The sequence below is a fragment of the Paenibacillus polymyxa genome, from assembly GCF_001719045.1.
GTDB classification, from domain to species: Bacteria; Bacillota; Bacilli; order Paenibacillales; family Paenibacillaceae; genus Paenibacillus; species Paenibacillus polymyxa_B.
In genome coordinates, this window is record NZ_CP015423.1 from 1,647,004 (window position 1) to 1,662,221 (window position 15,218).

Below are 15,218 nucleotides of genomic sequence, written 5' to 3' on the forward strand. Positions count from 1 at the left end.
GTCCGGCGTAGGTTCACCCGGACCGTTGTTTTGTATGCTGTCCAGCCTTGAGCGTGACTCGCTTCTGCTTGTGCGTATTGTGTCGCCGTGACCGGTGCTTGAATTTCCGCTTGAGTTTCTGTCTGGACTTGGTTTTCGGATAAAGTCCCTTCGACAACGGGGACCCGTGAATTTTCTTGAGGCGACTCTTGCCGCCGCTTCTCTTATACCTGCGATTCCGCAGTCGGGTACGCTTGCGGCCCTTTGGCCATCTCGCCCGAATACTACGCTTGCCGCGGGGCAATTCGGGTGGTGAGTCAGGTAAAGGGGATACTGGTTGTGGCAAGCCTTGAATAGCTGCATATTCGATTGGCGGCAGGCCCAGCACAGGCAGTTGACACACCACCGATTCGGGAAATTCTCGAATCGTGCTGGTATATCCCTCCGGTATAGCGGTGACCTGACGCAACCCTTCTCCTTCCCTCGTCCATACAGGTCCACCCGGCTGCTGAATCAACGGGAACCAATGCGGATGATGACATACCCATTGACTGACCATGAGGTGTAAACTACCTCGGTAGGAATCAGGTCCGTATACACGTGTAGCCGCACTGTTGTTACGCACACCAATCCGTTCCACTTCTTCGGGATGATCGAGCAGATAGCCCACTTTTTGCGCCAGCATGTCGCTGTTCCCCGGCTCTACCAAAAAATCTGTATTTCCGGTCGCCTCCATCAACTCCACAAGTCCACCCTGCGCAAAGGCTACCACGGGCTTACCGTAAACCAGCCCTTCCAGGGCGGTCAGGCCAAAGCCTTCCTCCACCATACTTGGGATTACAACAATATCCATTGCGCTATAGGCCGTTGATACGGATTCCTCGAATGAATTGAACTGGAAGCGGCGGCTATAACGAGATTGGCGGATTAAAGAGACACATTTTACGTAATATTCCGAGTCCACCGAGCTGCCGATGATCCAGAAACGACACCGTGAATTGGTTTCGCACAGCTTTAGAGCCATTTGGACAAAAGGCAACAGCCCTTTGGCTTCGTAAATAAAGGAAGAAATATAACCAATGCAAATATGGAAATCCCGCAGCCCCAGTTTTTCACGTTTCCTTTTCCGTTCCAGCACATGCTCTTTGGGAGATGGCATATCCATATCCCGGCAGGGAGACAACACCGTATGCGGACGTGTCAGTCCCCCACCATGCAAAGGACGCATTACAGCTTGCGAAATGCCGATGACCCATTGGCTATAGCGCTCAATGATAGAAACAGAAACTGGCGTATACGCATTCTGGTTAATGACCTCGGTTATTTTCCAGATCACCGGAATATTAAGCTCTTGGGCAGCCATTGCAGGCATGACGTTCACACAGGTATTGACCAGCACCACATCAGGTCGAGCATGCCGAAGCATCTGGAACAATGGTGCATACGCCACATGGGTCCGCAAATTCTCCGCATCCTGCGCCAATCCCTCATATGGGGTATACATGCCATGCAGCATGAACAGGTTCTGTGTCAGAACGGTGATTCCGCGCTTGCGGGCCATTGAGGTCAGCCGCCCTTCACCAGGCGTTACGAGAATACAATCGAAGTACGTACGCATGTCTAGACAAAATTGCAATAGCAGCTTCTCTGCCCCCGTAATACTGCGGACATTGCTAACATGGCTGAATAGCATCATTTTCGGCTTGATCGGAGTTCACCTCCTTTAAAATAGCAACCATCGGACGTGTGAATCACCTTATGGAAATATGACCGACAACAGTTGGTCAATCCGGTGACCATACGTGTGCTCCCGCAGGGTTCGTTCCAGAGCACGTAGGGCAATTTCATGGCGCTCTTTTTCATGCGTCAAATAAAACTCAACCTTCTCCAGCAATTCCTGCTGAGAGCTGTAGGTCTCTATCTCTTCCCCCGGCTTATAAAAACGAGCCAGATCATCTCTTGTATCTGTCAGTTGCAACGTGCCACTGGCAGAAATTTCAAACGTGCGCGGATTGGGCGAAGCCCCCGGAATTTTCAATGAGTTGTTGTTCACCGAATCATCCTGATGGGAACGATGAAGATTAATTACGATTTTGCTGCCGTTATACGAATCATTGGTTTCGGCCGGAGACATCCAGCGACCCAGCTCAATTTTGTCACCGTACGACTGATAATCCGGGAGACGATCCCACCAGATTCCGTTGATTTTAATGTTACGAGCCATGAGCTGCGGCATAATCGGATTGAAGAAATAGATGCGGTTCCAGTAGGCTGAGCCTGTAAACCCAATCTCACGTCGTACCGAAGCGGGCGAGCTGAGTGGGAAATAGTGAGTCAGAAATGCTCCAAAGGGCAAATAGTGCACAGACGTGCAACCCAACTGACGGTACAGCTCCATGCAGTTCATCTCTAACGTGAACACATAATCATAATTCGTAACAATTTTAGTCGTCGTGTCGGTGTAATATGGATCATCCGTTAGCCAGATGGCGGTGGGGATGCCCAACTGGCGTACCGCAGTAACCTGCTCCAACGGAAGATCCATTCCATCCAGTGCCAGCATCAGATTCGGACGGAGCTGAGCGGCAATATCTCCTACCGGCTGACGTGGGTCTGTTACGGTAACCTGAGCCGTCATGCTTTGCAACGTGGTAATGACCGCCTCATCCAGCGGAGAATACGGAAGGCCTTTGCCTGAGACGACATACAGTACATGGATTTGTCGAAAAGAGAAAACTGCTTTCATCCGTGCAACAATTGCGTTAGCACGTCCGCGCAGATATCCTTCGTCATATCCGTCATGCACTCCCGCAATTCTCCCCCTTTCCCAGGAGGCTGCCGCCGTCTGGTGAACAGCCGGGTCATACGGTCCTGTCGTAGATATCGTCATCACTTTCACTCCTCACTGTTTATGGTGTTTACTTTAGGCCATCGCCTTGTCCAGCAGTTCTTCCATGCGATTGGAGTACATATGCTTTTGCATAGTCGTGTACAATGCGCGCCAGGCCATGCGTTCGCGTTCCCAGTCATGCTTGAGATAGTAGTCCAGCTTCACTTTCAGTTCCTCTGCTCCAGAGAAGGTTTCAATGTCATAGCCTGGTCGGTAATAACGGCTCAAATCCTTCCGAACATCCGTCATTTGAAGCGTGCCGCAAGCAGAAATTTCGTATGTCCGAGGATTGATGGACTCCGCTGAAAGCTGGTGTGTATTCCGATTATCCAGTCCGGGGTCTGTCGGGCGGTGCATATTGATGACAATTTTGGAGCCGTTATAATATTGAGCGGTCTCTTCCGGCTCCATAAAACCCGGACGGATAAAGCGTTCCAGCACATCCCGCCGGGTCAGCCGATCCCAGTGCCCACCTACGATCAGCACTCTTTTGTCCGCCAAGAAGGGAGCAAGGTGGTCGAACAGCTTCACACGGTTCCAGAAGGCATTTCCAATGAAGCAAATATCATGCTGATGCTCCCGCTCTACTCTTCGGGGATAAAAGATACGAGCTGACGCAGCCAGCGGCAAATAGTGAACCCTCGTTACTCCCTGATCGCGATAAAACGGCAGGCAAGAAATTTCGTGCGTAAATACGACATCGTAGGATTGACAGATCAACGCCGTATCCTCCGTAAAGTAAGGATCATCTACAAACCATATGGCCGTCCGAATGCCTAGGGCTCGTATTTGTTGCACCTGCTCCAGATGATCCGCCGGAAAAACATGCAGCCCGTTCATGACCAGCACGAGGTCTGGACGTTGAGCCTCGGCGTCAGCTAGCATCGTAGCAGGCGTACCGATGACGCAAGAGCTGCATATTTGGCCTAATGCCTCTTGCACACCTGTGTCTATAGCTGCGAAACCTTGCGGAATATACAACACTTTCAAATGACGAACAGCAGGCTGTATTGCCACGACCTGTGACAGAGCAGCCGTGCAACCGCCCATTCTGCGTCCTTCCCGATAGCCGCATCGGTACGCTTCGCGTTCATTTCCGCTTTGTTGATCGTTCACATCCTTCACCCTGTCCTGTTGTAGGATAAACTTCTGTCACTCCTAAACTATATGCGGAGGGGTCAAACGCATCATGGACGACTGCCACTGCCCGGACAAAATTGGCGTTTGCCCGTCCAACTGCCGAACCGCAAATAACCCCAAAGCTGTTAGCTTCGGGGGTGAACAGTAATAGATGATTTGCCCAGTTTACTGAGCTTTGTAAGCGAGCTGGTGTCCATCTTCATAACCTTTGGCAAAACCTGAATTGAAACCCTCGTTGTAAGCTGCATCATATCCCTGCTGAAATGCCTGCGGATCATGCTCCAATGCAACAGTCCCGGGCTGTGGATTCTCCGCAGAAGGGGCTGCCACCGGGTTAGCTTGAGGTTTTTTCCGCCGCCGCAAATGAGGATGTCTTCTACGTGCAGAATAAAGTCCCCTTTTACGGCGTCTTAGAGCAAGGAGACGTCTTCTTCTTCGTTTTAATCTGCGAATGCTGGAACGCCGGGCATCTTTACGTCTTTTGCGGGCTTTGTCCCGAGTGGCGCGTTCCCACCTTGTACTCATTTTCATTCCTCCTTTGCTTTCTCGTGGTGGTTTCATTTTTCTGAACAGGCACATGGAGCCACGGCTTAGTCGGTTTTCCATATACCTGTCGTCTTAATGGAATACCCGCCAACATTTGCGTGATTTCTCCCTGGTAGTTGCTGAGTATACGGATGGTTTCTTCCAGACGGGTAGCCGACATATCCGCATGGGGCGTCAAGTCCGCAAGACTGGTCAGCATCCGAGCAACGGCGTGCTGGCTGGCAGCAATAGACTCCATCATATCCAGCTTGATCTCACGTTCACGCCTCATGCTCATTAGTTCATATCCCCCGAGCCCATTCCTCCCATCATCCCTTCCATGCCGCCACCCTGCTGCTCATCCTGATCCAGCAATGCTTTGAGATTGCTGCAAAGTCCAGTCTGAAGCCGCGTTAATCCCTCCAACATTTCCACCATCTGCTCGTGAATTTCCAAAGGCCGTCCCAACTGCTCTTCATCGGTGTCAAATGCGTGGGGGGCCAGATGGTTCAACGCCCAATTACGCACTTTTTCTGCTTCGACCGCCTTGGCCTCCAGGATCATAGACACATTCCGCTGCATTTTGGAGGCTGCGTCCAGCATGTGAATCATTGCTTGTTCCCTACTCATGTGTTCACTCCCTGCCCTCGGTTGGTACGTTACTCCTCTTCCGGGTATGCCGTCTCTTTCACGACACGAACGAGCATTTCAGCCATTGCTTCCTGAAGATCGGCAATACCGTTCAAGTAGGCCACAATGCTTTTGTTTACTTGTCCCGAGCTGTCGAGAATGCCCGGAATTCCGTCAAAACGCGGCTCCTCATCTGGCAGTTCATGTATGATCTGCGCCATGCGCACAACCACCTGCCGTTCCGCATCCAACAACCTTGACATCTGTTGCTGCGAGTGCGAAATGTGGATCAGCAAATCATCTAACTCGTTATGCATAAGCCCCTCCTTTATGTGCTCCGCCGTGCGGAACGCACGAATTACCTACGGGCTTTCCGCTACTACAGCGTATGCCGCAGCGAGTAGTCGGTTCCGCCTAAAAGCGCCTATTCAGATCATTACAGATGCCCGTGCAGCACTGGTGGAGCAATAATAGGCTGCTTCTCCACCAAAGCCGACAAATCTCCGGGAGACAAAAACTGAATTCGGTAGTCCTCTGCCCGCCAGCTCATCGCAGCGTACAGGGTATGGAACGGCCTTTTCCAGCCGTTACCGATTTGATACAGTTGCCCGCCCTCAGCATACAATACCTCGATCCATCGCTTGCGTTGAGCCGGTATATTCAGTGTGGGCAGCATGGACATGTTCTCCAGATCGGGAGCCGCCAGTACAGGAATGGGTTCCTCTGGCAGCTCAGCTACAGGTGCATTAATGCTGCTGGAAACTGTGGCCTCCGGCTTCCCTACCAAGGGAAGCACCAACAAATCCAGCTGAGACACTCTAACAGGGCGCACATTTTCACCTCTCGCAGCGCTGACTCCATGCAGATACCGCCTTCTTCCCGGCTCTAACCGAAATACTGCACCGGACGGTCCCTGAACAACCGCTCCGATGGGATAAAAGCTTGCCGCTGATACGTGTGTTCCCTTACCTGTTGATATCTGGCCGTCCGTCTCCGCTGTACTGAATTCCAGATTGCGGAACAGCTTATCCGCGTCTCCCCACTTTTGTACAAAAAAGGATCGGTTCCGGCTGCTTTCCTCCATTGAACCGCTTTTTTCGGTCGTTTGAGGAAAACCATACACCGTATCCCGATCTCTTTCTTCATAATGGATAAAAGCATCTCCGGCAATTGCCATACGTATCCCCAACAAACGCACACGCAATAGCCAATCTACATGGGCTTCCTCAGTACTGTGGCAGCCTTCGTCCCAGTAGCCCGTTTTTTCCAATGTCTCTCTGCGCAGCAATAAACAAAATCCGGCTAAGCTTTCGGCCTTTCGCCATGCATCCGGATTGGGAATATTGAAGCTCATGGCAAATTGACGGGCTCCATTTTCGTTCATATAAGGAACCTCAATCTGCTGTTCTTTGAATGGACCATTCGTTACAGGCCCGACAACACCAATACGCGGATCGCTGTATAAACACCCTAATAACCGATCCAACCAGCCGGGGGTCACCATAGAGTTTTGATCCAGTACCACAATAGTTGTACCTTTTGCCATCATCAGCCCCTGATTCAGACTGCCTATCATTTGAACATCTTTTTTTAACAGCGCATAACGCACAGCGATGCTTTTACGGAGCAAATAGGTGGATGTCCCGTCCGTCGATCCGCAGTCCACCACAATAATTTCGTGAGGATGGCTCGTATTCTCCTCAATACGGTGAATGCATGCACGGAGTTGTTGAAGCTGATTGTAGGACGGAATGATAATACTGACACCTTCAAAAACCTTGCCGAACGAAGCCTGGCCCAACCTGTTGCCCTGCTCCTGGCCCCTTTTATATCCTGACCAATAGCCTTTCTTTCCGAGCCGCTTGCTGTGTTTCCTTTGCATACTCAGGCGTTTCATGCCGTTCACTCCTCCGGGTGGCATTATGCCTATACTATATGCCTGGCCCGGCCGGATGGTGTTTCGTTGAGATCAGGGTAGAAGTCCTTTCATTTTCACTCCAGCTTCCTGAAGGGAATCGAAGGTTCCTGCGTCGCTCCAATAGCGCCGTAAAATATCATATTCCAGCTTGCCTTCAGCGGCATAACAGTTGTTAACATCCGTGATCTCAAGCTCACCGCGTGCCGAAGGTGTAATTTGCCGGATCTTATCGAACACGGCAGTATCGTACATATAGATACCCGTAACGCAATATTTGGATTGGGGATGCTGCGGCTTTTCTTCAATCCGCGTAATGCTCTCCGGGCGCTCAGGATCAAATACGGGTACCCCGTAACGACGAGCATCTGCCACCTTTTTCAACAACACTCTGGCGCTCCCTGGGGACTGTAGCTTGAACCGTTCGATCACAGGTCCCAAGTCTTCCTTGAACAAATTATCACCTAACAAAACAGTGAATTTCTCTTCTGATTGCATATAGCTTCTTGCCAGTTCGAGTGCTTCCGCAATGCCGCCCGCCTTTTCTTGAATCCGGTATGTCAGTTGGACACCATAATCACTGCCACTGCCCAAAAAATCGGTATACAGCCCGGCCGATTGTTTACCAATAATAATAAGCATATCGGTGATTCCAGCCTGTCGTAGCCTCTCGATACCATATACGATCATGGGATACTTGCCGACCGGAAGCAGATGCTTGTTGAGTAATGTAGTCAACGGATGAAGGCGCGATCCGGTTCCTCCTGCGAGAATAACCCCTTTCATATCTTCCTTCCTCCTTCGACAGCATGTTCAGTGCATGCAACCCCAGTGTTCCCAGTTTCGATGAACATTCTGGGATCTATGCTCCATTTCTCTATAAACAAACGATAGTTCCGCTCGATCAGCTCTTCAATCCAGGAAGTCTCCGAGCGTGAGAAGCTCGCATTCCCCTCGTGATAGACAAAACAGTCGTTGCACATGAGCAGCTTGTAGCCATGCACGCGTGCGCGCAGACAATAATCGTCATCCTCATAATGTCCGGGGCTGAACCGTTCATCCAGCAATCCGATCCGTTCCATCAGATCGCGCCGGAACAGCAAACAAAACCCGACCAACCGCTTGACCTCTTGCCATCTGGCGGGATTACTTGCATTATTCTGCTCAGCATATCTCAGACAACTGGCCAAATCTCCTTCCAATCCGTGTATCTGCTGAATACCGCTGACGTAATTCGTCACCGGTCCCACCAATCCCACCATGCTTTCGCTCTGCAATGCAGCCAACATAATCGATAGCCATCCCCGCGTAACCGTCACATCATTGTTTAAAATAACGAACTGATCACCCGAGGCCAGCCGGAGCCCCATATTACATGCTGCTGGAAAGCCCCTGTTTTCAGGAAGACGTATGCTGATCAGCCGCTCGGATGCACAAAAATCATCCGTTCCGTCATTCGAAGCGTTGTCCACAACAATGATTTCATACGGTACATCTATCGTATGTGTCCGAATTGCCTCAATACACGGCTTTAACAGATGTAGGCCGTTATAAGTCGGAATAATAATGCTCGTCAGACTCATTGTGCATTCCTCCCTTTGGCAACGTCTACCCGTGTTGGAACAGGCCCGAGCGGGGAATACCCGGCTACCTGAAACACCGTCGTCAGTGCCTCTGCATGATCACCGACGATCAGCTGTTCCATAGCGTTCCCTTTGCCAACATTGAAGGTCCGCTTACGGTTTGTTTTAATGACATCGACAGCATGTACTGCCGCCACGATCATGCCATGCAGAATTGCCAGGGCGTGGGCTTTTGGCGGTACGGCAAGCACGGCTGAGCCAAGCTGATCCAGTAAACGCCGAGATAATGCATGCGGTACGGCGGTCAATGAGCTTGCTCCCAAATCCGGCCTGCGCAGTACGCGATTCAGGAATGCTTTGCACCGTGTCACGCTGTCCTGCTGGGCATAGGGCGGCAAATGTCTGCCCAGATCATTAAGCGCAACATCCGTTCCCTGATCCACCGCGTGGAGAAAAGGCAGCAAATCAGATGCTGGAATCGGCAAATCTCCGTCCACGAACAGCACAATATCAGCCTGCGTCATACGCGCACCTACCGCCCGGCCAACATCATGCCCCAGTCGATCCGGCACGTTGACAAGAGTCACACTGGGATGATGTTTGGCTACGGTGGAGCGCGTGCCGTCCGTGCAGCCGTTCAATACGACAATGATATCCGTAAGCGGAAGTTTTTCCAGCTCGCCCAGTACCCGGTCAATCGTTGACTCTTCATTACAGGCGCTGACCACGGCCGCTGCCGTTCCCTGTAACACAATATCTCCCGGAACTTCGCGTTCCACAGGCGGAGTCACTTCGGTCATTCCTTTCGCCCGAGGTGTGGGCTTTCTCATCCTACGGCTATGCATTGAAGTCGTCGTTCCTCGTTTTCGCTGAACACGTCTCATGCCCCAACTCGGTTCTTCACGCTTCCCTCTGCGATACTGTCTATTCACAGTTTCACCTCGTCTCTGATCCGTTTGCGCTCCAAATCCGTATATCCCGCACGCGTTCCCAGACGCGATGTAAGCCAGGCAATGGCATCCAGATGATCCTGAACAATTACATCTGCCAGCGGGTCCTTGCCGTTCTGTTTTTTACGTGTCGCATTTATTTTTCCGACAGCTATTCCATATACAGTCACCACTCGTAACTCGGAGGCGATGGACATAGCTTGAAATAAAGGAGGCTTCTCCAAGGGCTTTAGACCTATTTTCTTTAGAGCCTTTTGACTTATGGCGTGTGGAATGCCAGTCATAGATGCTCCCCCTAAATCAGCACGATTCGACAAGATATTCAATACATGCTTTGCCTCCACTACAGGGTGTACGGGCGTACGATTCACAGGTCCATGGTAATCATTCAGCACCACATCCGCCCCTGCACATATGGCGTGTATAAACGGCCGGAGTCTAACGCAGGGAATGACGATATCCCCATCCAGGAAAAGCAGGATCTGTCCGGATGCCGCCTCCGCTCCAATACGACGGCCAACATCATGTCCGAGCGGTTCCGGAAAGGAAAGCACACGAGCTCCCGCCGCTGCTGCCACCTTCGCCGTTCTATCGTGTGATCCGTTCTCAACGACGATAACCTCTGTATGTGGATGGACACGGCGCGCTTCGCGAATCACAGCTCCGATTGTTTTTTGCTCATTCATGGCCGGAATAATGACAGATACGAAAAACTTTCCCACTGATGACGGTTCAGATGGTCGCTCTTCGCCGATCTGTGCCCCTCTCTCCGTGTCGAGTACCTCCCTCATGGTAGGGGCTACCGGATTCTTATGCATGTTCGGCATTCGTAACGGCAGCCACATCTTAGAATGATAGTAAGCGCCGGAATGCCGCCTCCGTTTGATCTTGTATCCAGCTCTTCCCTGCTTCTTCATGCTCCCGTCTCACCTCCCTTCCTGCTGTATAGATGGACAGCATGATTAGGACAGTTCAACATAACCTATGCGGTCCAAAAGCCGTGTGTAACGGCAATCGTGGAGTCTTTTCGACACAGCAATTTTCGACTTTATTTTACATAACTTATTAATCCTATTAAATAAATGAGTTATTAGGGTCTAAAGAATCATTTTGGATAAATTTGTGACATAGATCTTCTCGTTCGTCATTCTCTGTGCTAATATCAGAGCCAGATGATGGGAGTTCAAAAAATCAACATTTGTTTTTTTTGCATAAGTCAATATTTTTCCATTATCCACCATTTTTCTATTTTCTTTTTATACGACAGGAAAGGAGGAGTTTGTCACCTTTTTAAGCTACATGCTTCATACTGCAGTACCCTCTTTTCACGTACGCTTCATGAATAACACTTCGGTATTTCTCTTCATGTTCCATTTTCTTCTATTCCAGACGACAACACGACCTACATAAATGGCGCAATGCCTTATTCAAGACAGGATGATTCATCCTGACAATAATCGAGGAGAGTGAATTTTTAATGAAAAAAGTATGGGTTTCGCTTCTTGGAGGAGCTATGTTATTAGGGTCTGTCGCGTCTGGTGCATCAGCGGAGAGTTCCGTTTCGGGGCCAACTCAGCTTACACCGACCTTTCACGCCGAGCAATGGAAAGCCCCTTCCTCGGTATCCGGGGACGACATTGTATGGAGCTATTTGAATCGGCAAAAGAAATCGTTGCTGGGTGCGGACAACTCTAGTGTACGTGAACAATTCCGAATCGTTGATCGCACAAGCGACAAGTCCGGTGTGAGCCATTATCGGCTGAAACAGTATGTAAACGGGATTCCCGTATATGGAGCTGAACAGACTATTCATGTGGGCAAATCTGGTGAGGTCACCTCTTACTTAGGAGCGGTGGTTACTGAGGATCAGCAAGCTGAAGCTACGCAAGGTACAACTCCAAAAATCAGCGCTTCTGAAGCAGTCTACACTGCATATAAAGAAGCAGCTGCACGGATTGAAGCCCTCCCTACCTCCGACGATACGATTTCTAAAGATGTTGAGGAACAAAGCAGTGTAAGCAAAGACACTTACGCCGAAGCAGCTAACAACGGAAAAACGCTATCTACTGATAAGGACGAGCTGAGTCTTGATAAAGCATCTGCCCTGAAAGATAGCAAAATTGAGGCGGTGGAGACAGAAAAAAGTTCCATTGCCAAAATCGCTAATCTGCAGCCAGAAGTAGATCCTAAAGCTGATCTGTACTTCTATCCTAAAGGGGATGACCTGCAGCTAGTTTATGTAACAGAAGTCAATGTTTTAGAACCTGCTCCACTGCGTACTCGCTACATTATTGATGCCAATGATGGCAGCATCGTATTCCAGTATGACATCATTAATGAAGCGACAGGCACAGGTAAAGGTGTGCTTGGTGATAGCAAATCATTCACCACGACGGCTTCCGGTAGTAGCTACCAGTTAAAAGATACAACACGCGGTAATGGTATTGTGACCTACACGGCCTCCAACCGTCAAAGCATCCCAGGTACCCTTCTGACCGATGCCGATAATGTATGGAATGATCCAGCCGGCGTGGACGCCCATGCGTATGCTGCCAAAACATATGATTACTATAAATCCAAATTCGGACGCAACAGCATTGATGGACGCGGGCTGCAACTCCGTTCGACAGTCCATTACGGTAGCCGCTACAACAACGCCTTCTGGAATGGCTCCCAAATGACTTATGGAGATGGGGACGGTAGCACATTTATCGCATTCAGTGGGGACCCCGATGTGGTAGGTCATGAACTTACTCACGGTGTCACAGAGTATACTTCGAATTTGGAATATTACGGAGAGTCCGGTGCATTGAATGAGGCTTTCTCGGACGTCATCGGCAATGACATTCAGCGTAAAAACTGGCTTGTAGGCGATGATATTTATACGCCAAACATTGCAGGCGATGCTCTGCGCTCTATGTCCAATCCTACGCTATATGATCAACCAGATCACTATTCCGACTTGTATACAGGCAGCTCCGATAACGGTGGCGTTCATACGAACAGCGGCATTATCAATAAAGCCTACTATCTGTTGGCACAAGGTGGTACTTTCCATGGTGTAGCAGTAAATGGAATTGGCCGCGATGCAGCGGTCCAAATTTACTACAGTGCCTTTACGAACTACCTGACTTCTTCTTCCGATTTCTCCAACGCACGCGCTGCTGTGATTCAAGCAGCAAATGATCTGTACGGTGCAAACTCGGCACAAGCAACTGCAGCTGCCAAATCTTTTGACGCTGTAGGCGTAAACTAAATCATATACGCTATAATCCTCATATCCCGTCCATAGACCTTTGCCGTTGTGCAACTGTCACTTAGGCCTGCTCATAATGGACGAAAAAATAGGGGTGCAGTGTACAAGTCTGCGCCCCTTCCCCCCTTATTATGGCGTCCCCTCAAAGGGGCGCCCTTTTCTTGTTCATTGAGTCCCTCTCGATCATTTTCGACCAAATAAGACAAATAAACAGTAAATCAGGGACTAAAGATTCATTTTGGGGTATTTTGTAAAATTAATCTTCTCGTTCGACAACCTCTGTGCTAATATCAGAGCCGAGACGATGAAATTGCAAAAAAATAAACCTTAATATTTTACATAAGGTCATTTTTATCCAGCTTCTTCACGTTTCAAAAGAGCAACAAGACTTACATATATGGCGCAAGACTTCTTCAAACAGGGTGTTTTTTACCTCAACATTAACTAGGGAGAGTGAGTATGAATTGAAAAAAGTATGGGTTTCACTTCTAGGAGGAGCTATGTTATTAGGATCTATAGCGCCTGGGGCCTCCGCAGCTGAAAATTCTGTTCCCGATCCGACTCAGTTTACACCAACATTCCAAACGGTGAACTGGAAGTCTCCTTCAACGGTAACCGGCGACAATTTGGTCTGGAGCTTTTTAAATCGACAACAAAAAACATTATTGAGTCTGGACGATACCCACATCGGTTCCCTTGTGCACGAGCAATTTCGTATCGTGGATCGCACCAGTGACAAATTTGGTACAAAGCATTATCGGTTAAAACAATATGTAAACGGAATTCCCGTATTTGGAGCCGAACAGACCATCCATGTGAACAAGTCTGGCCAAATCACCTCTTATGTGGGAGCGGTCATTTCGGAAGATCAACAAGCCGATGCCAAAGAAAATACAACTCCAAAAATCAGTGCTACTGAGGCTGTATATACCGCATATGAAGATGCAGCTATACGGGTTCACTCTCTCTCTTCCTCCGTCCAAATCGTTCCTGAACCTTACGAGGATACAAGTAGTGTAAGTAAAGACACTTACGAAAAGGCATCTAACAATGAATTATCAATCTCTGTCGATAAGGACTCCTTATATTTGGATAAAGCAGTTGAACTGGAGAACAGTAAATTGGAAGTGGTAGAGCCTGCATCCTCTATCCCCAAGATTGCCAATCTGGAACCAAGTGTAGACCCTAAAGCAGAATTGTACATCTATCCCGATGGAGACTCAACACGTCTCGTCTATGTAACCGAAGTTAATACTTTACAGCCCGCTCTGCTGCGCACACGTTACTTTATTGACGCTAATGACGGAAAAATCGTATTCAAGTATGACATTCTTAACGAAGTGATCGGCACAGGGCGCGGTGTATTCGGTGATACCAAAACATTTGACACAACAGCTTCGGGTAAGAAGTATCAACTAAAAGATATGACTCGTGGTAAAGGAATCCTAACTTATAACGTCCATAACACCGAGACGCTCCCCGGCACCCTGTATACAGATTCCGATAACGTATGGGAAGATCCGGCTGCAGTGGATGCCCACGCTTACGCTATCCGCACTTATGATTATTACAAGGATAGATTTGGACGCGACAGCATTGACGGGCATGGCATGGCCATCGCTTCGGCAGTCCATTACGGCGCAAAGAACTACAATAATGCCCACTGGGGCGGCACTCATATGCTTTATGGAGACGGAGACGGCACGTTATTTGCCCCTTTTAGCAGCGACCTTGAAATTGTTGCTCATGAGCTGACACACGGTGTGACCGAGCATTCATCAGGGCTTGTGTATTTCGCTGAATCTGGTGCATTAAGTGAAGCCATCTCAGATATTATAGGCAACGACATTGAGCGTACCAATTGGGATTTCGGCAAAGTCGCTTATACCCCTAATATTAAGGGCGACGCCATTCGCTCCCTTTCCGATCCTGTCAAATACGGTCAAGTCGATCACTACAGCAATCTCTATCCTGATCCTAACAACGAGGATTATGGTGGAGCCCACATTAATAGCGGTATTATTAATAAAGCCTACTATCTACTGGCACAAGGAGGCACTTTCCATGGTGTCAAGGTAGATGGAATTGGACGTGATGCAGCCGTATATATTTATTATAATGCCTTCACCAATTATCTGACTTCCACGTCTAACTTCTCCACCGCGCGTGCCGCTGTGATCCAAGCGGCCAAAGATAGTTATGGTGAAAATTCAATAGCCGTAACCTCTGCTATGAAGTCTTTTGACGCTGTAGGTGTGAGATAAGTAAAATAATATAAATTTCCCCGGTATTACAAGTCTCCCCCCTTGTCTCTTATGTATACGGCGTCCCTCTATGGGACGCCTTTTTT

General features: G+C 49.2%; 14 protein-coding genes. 2 read left to right on the top strand and 12 right to left on the bottom strand.

Translation table 11 applies throughout. The features are described 5' to 3' along the window. Positions 1 to 13: 13 nt before the first annotated feature. The 12 genes from AOU00_RS07375 to AOU00_RS07430 all read right to left on the bottom strand — a co-directional run bounded on the left by AOU00_RS07375 (position 14) and on the right by AOU00_RS07430 (position 10,529). On the bottom strand, positions 14 to 1,675 hold the full coding sequence (locus tag AOU00_RS07375; protein ID WP_069290302.1) for a glycosyltransferase: 1,662 nt from the start codon (positions 1,673 to 1,675) through the stop codon (positions 14 to 16). Between the two features lie 60 nt (positions 1,676 to 1,735). Beyond that, on the bottom strand, positions 1,736 to 2,869 hold the full coding sequence (locus AOU00_RS07380) for a CgeB family protein (RefSeq protein WP_069290303.1): 1,134 nt from the start codon (positions 2,867 to 2,869) through the stop codon (positions 1,736 to 1,738). Between the two features lie 33 nt (positions 2,870 to 2,902). Continuing rightward, entirely contained in the window at positions 2,903 to 3,994 is a 1,092-nt protein-coding gene (locus AOU00_RS07385; protein ID WP_061830075.1) for a CgeB family protein, read from the bottom strand. A gap of 180 nt (positions 3,995 to 4,174) precedes the next feature. Further along, entirely contained in the window at positions 4,175 to 4,534 is a 360-nt protein-coding gene (locus tag AOU00_RS07390) for a FliH/SctL family protein (RefSeq protein ID WP_061830076.1), read from the bottom strand. Further along, positions 4,482 to 4,832: a hypothetical protein gene (locus AOU00_RS07395; protein ID WP_013311763.1), complete on the bottom strand. Its 351-nt coding sequence runs from the start codon at positions 4,830 to 4,832 to the stop codon at positions 4,482 to 4,484. The genes AOU00_RS07390 and AOU00_RS07395 overlap by 53 nt, the downstream gene beginning before the upstream one ends. After that, entirely contained in the window at positions 4,832 to 5,164 is a 333-nt protein-coding gene (locus AOU00_RS07400) for an alpha-helical endospore appendage domain-containing protein (protein WP_029518277.1), read from the bottom strand. The genes AOU00_RS07395 and AOU00_RS07400 overlap by 1 nt, the downstream gene beginning before the upstream one ends. A 29-nt stretch (positions 5,165 to 5,193) precedes the next feature. Beyond that, a complete protein-coding gene (locus AOU00_RS07405) occupies positions 5,194 to 5,481 on the bottom strand; it encodes a hypothetical protein (RefSeq protein ID WP_013311765.1) in 288 nt (95 codons plus the stop codon). A gap of 119 nt (positions 5,482 to 5,600) precedes the next feature. Then, positions 5,601 to 7,061: a glycosyltransferase family 2 protein gene (locus AOU00_RS07410; RefSeq protein WP_061830077.1), complete on the bottom strand. Its 1,461-nt coding sequence runs from the start codon at positions 7,059 to 7,061 to the stop codon at positions 5,601 to 5,603. 72 nt (positions 7,062 to 7,133) lie between these two features. Then, a complete protein-coding gene (locus AOU00_RS07415; protein WP_061830078.1) occupies positions 7,134 to 7,865 on the bottom strand; it encodes a sugar phosphate nucleotidyltransferase in 732 nt (243 codons plus the stop codon). Further along, complete coding sequence (locus AOU00_RS07420) at positions 7,862 to 8,662, bottom strand: glycosyltransferase family 2 protein (RefSeq protein ID WP_061830079.1); 801 nt, start codon at positions 8,660 to 8,662, stop codon at positions 7,862 to 7,864. The genes AOU00_RS07415 and AOU00_RS07420 overlap by 4 nt, the downstream gene beginning before the upstream one ends. Beyond that, positions 8,659 to 9,594 carry a glycosyltransferase family 2 protein gene (locus tag AOU00_RS07425; RefSeq protein WP_061830080.1) on the bottom strand — a complete coding sequence of 312 codons (936 nt, stop codon included), beginning with the start codon at positions 9,592 to 9,594 and terminating at the stop codon, positions 8,659 to 8,661. Before AOU00_RS07425 ends, AOU00_RS07420 begins: the two co-directional genes overlap by 4 nt. Next, positions 9,591 to 10,529, bottom strand: a complete 939-nt coding sequence (locus AOU00_RS07430; RefSeq protein ID WP_069290304.1) for a glycosyltransferase family 2 protein — start codon at positions 10,527 to 10,529, stop codon at positions 9,591 to 9,593. The genes AOU00_RS07425 and AOU00_RS07430 overlap by 4 nt, the downstream gene beginning before the upstream one ends. A gap of 560 nt (positions 10,530 to 11,089) precedes the next feature. Here AOU00_RS07430 and AOU00_RS07435 point away from each other — a divergent pair. Beyond that, positions 11,090 to 12,868, top strand: a complete 1,779-nt coding sequence (locus tag AOU00_RS07435; protein WP_069290305.1) for a M4 family metallopeptidase — start codon at positions 11,090 to 11,092, stop codon at positions 12,866 to 12,868. 464 nt (positions 12,869 to 13,332) lie between these two features. Further along, on the top strand, positions 13,333 to 15,132 hold the full coding sequence (locus AOU00_RS07440; RefSeq protein ID WP_069290306.1) for a M4 family metallopeptidase: 1,800 nt from the start codon (positions 13,333 to 13,335) through the stop codon (positions 15,130 to 15,132). Positions 15,133 to 15,218 lie beyond the last annotated feature (86 nt).

Excerpts from the sequence above, each read along its gene's own strand:
- AOU00_RS07375 (WP_069290302.1), bottom strand. The coding sequence starts at position 1,675 with ATGATGCTATTCAGCCATGTTAGCAATGTCCGCAGTATTACGGGGGCA.
- AOU00_RS07380 (WP_069290303.1), bottom strand. The coding sequence starts at position 2,869 with ATGACGATATCTACGACAGGACCGTATGACCCGGCTGTTCACCAGACG.
- AOU00_RS07390 (WP_061830076.1), bottom strand. The coding sequence starts at position 4,534 with ATGAGTACAAGGTGGGAACGCGCCACTCGGGACAAAGCCCGCAAAAGA.
- AOU00_RS07395 (WP_013311763.1), bottom strand. The coding sequence starts at position 4,832 with ATGAGCATGAGGCGTGAACGTGAGATCAAGCTGGATATGATGGAGTCT.
- AOU00_RS07400 (WP_029518277.1), bottom strand. The coding sequence starts at position 5,164 with ATGAGTAGGGAACAAGCAATGATTCACATGCTGGACGCAGCCTCCAAA.
- AOU00_RS07405 (WP_013311765.1), bottom strand. The coding sequence starts at position 5,481 with ATGCATAACGAGTTAGATGATTTGCTGATCCACATTTCGCACTCGCAG.
- AOU00_RS07410 (WP_061830077.1), bottom strand. The coding sequence starts at position 7,061 with ATGAAACGCCTGAGTATGCAAAGGAAACACAGCAAGCGGCTCGGAAAG.
- AOU00_RS07415 (WP_061830078.1), bottom strand. The coding sequence starts at position 7,865 with ATGAAAGGGGTTATTCTCGCAGGAGGAACCGGATCGCGCCTTCATCCG.
- AOU00_RS07420 (WP_061830079.1), bottom strand. The coding sequence starts at position 8,662 with ATGAGTCTGACGAGCATTATTATTCCGACTTATAACGGCCTACATCTG.
- AOU00_RS07430 (WP_069290304.1), bottom strand. The coding sequence starts at position 10,529 with ATGAAGAAGCAGGGAAGAGCTGGATACAAGATCAAACGGAGGCGGCAT.
- AOU00_RS07435 (WP_069290305.1), top strand. The coding sequence starts at position 11,090 with ATGAAAAAAGTATGGGTTTCGCTTCTTGGAGGAGCTATGTTATTAGGG.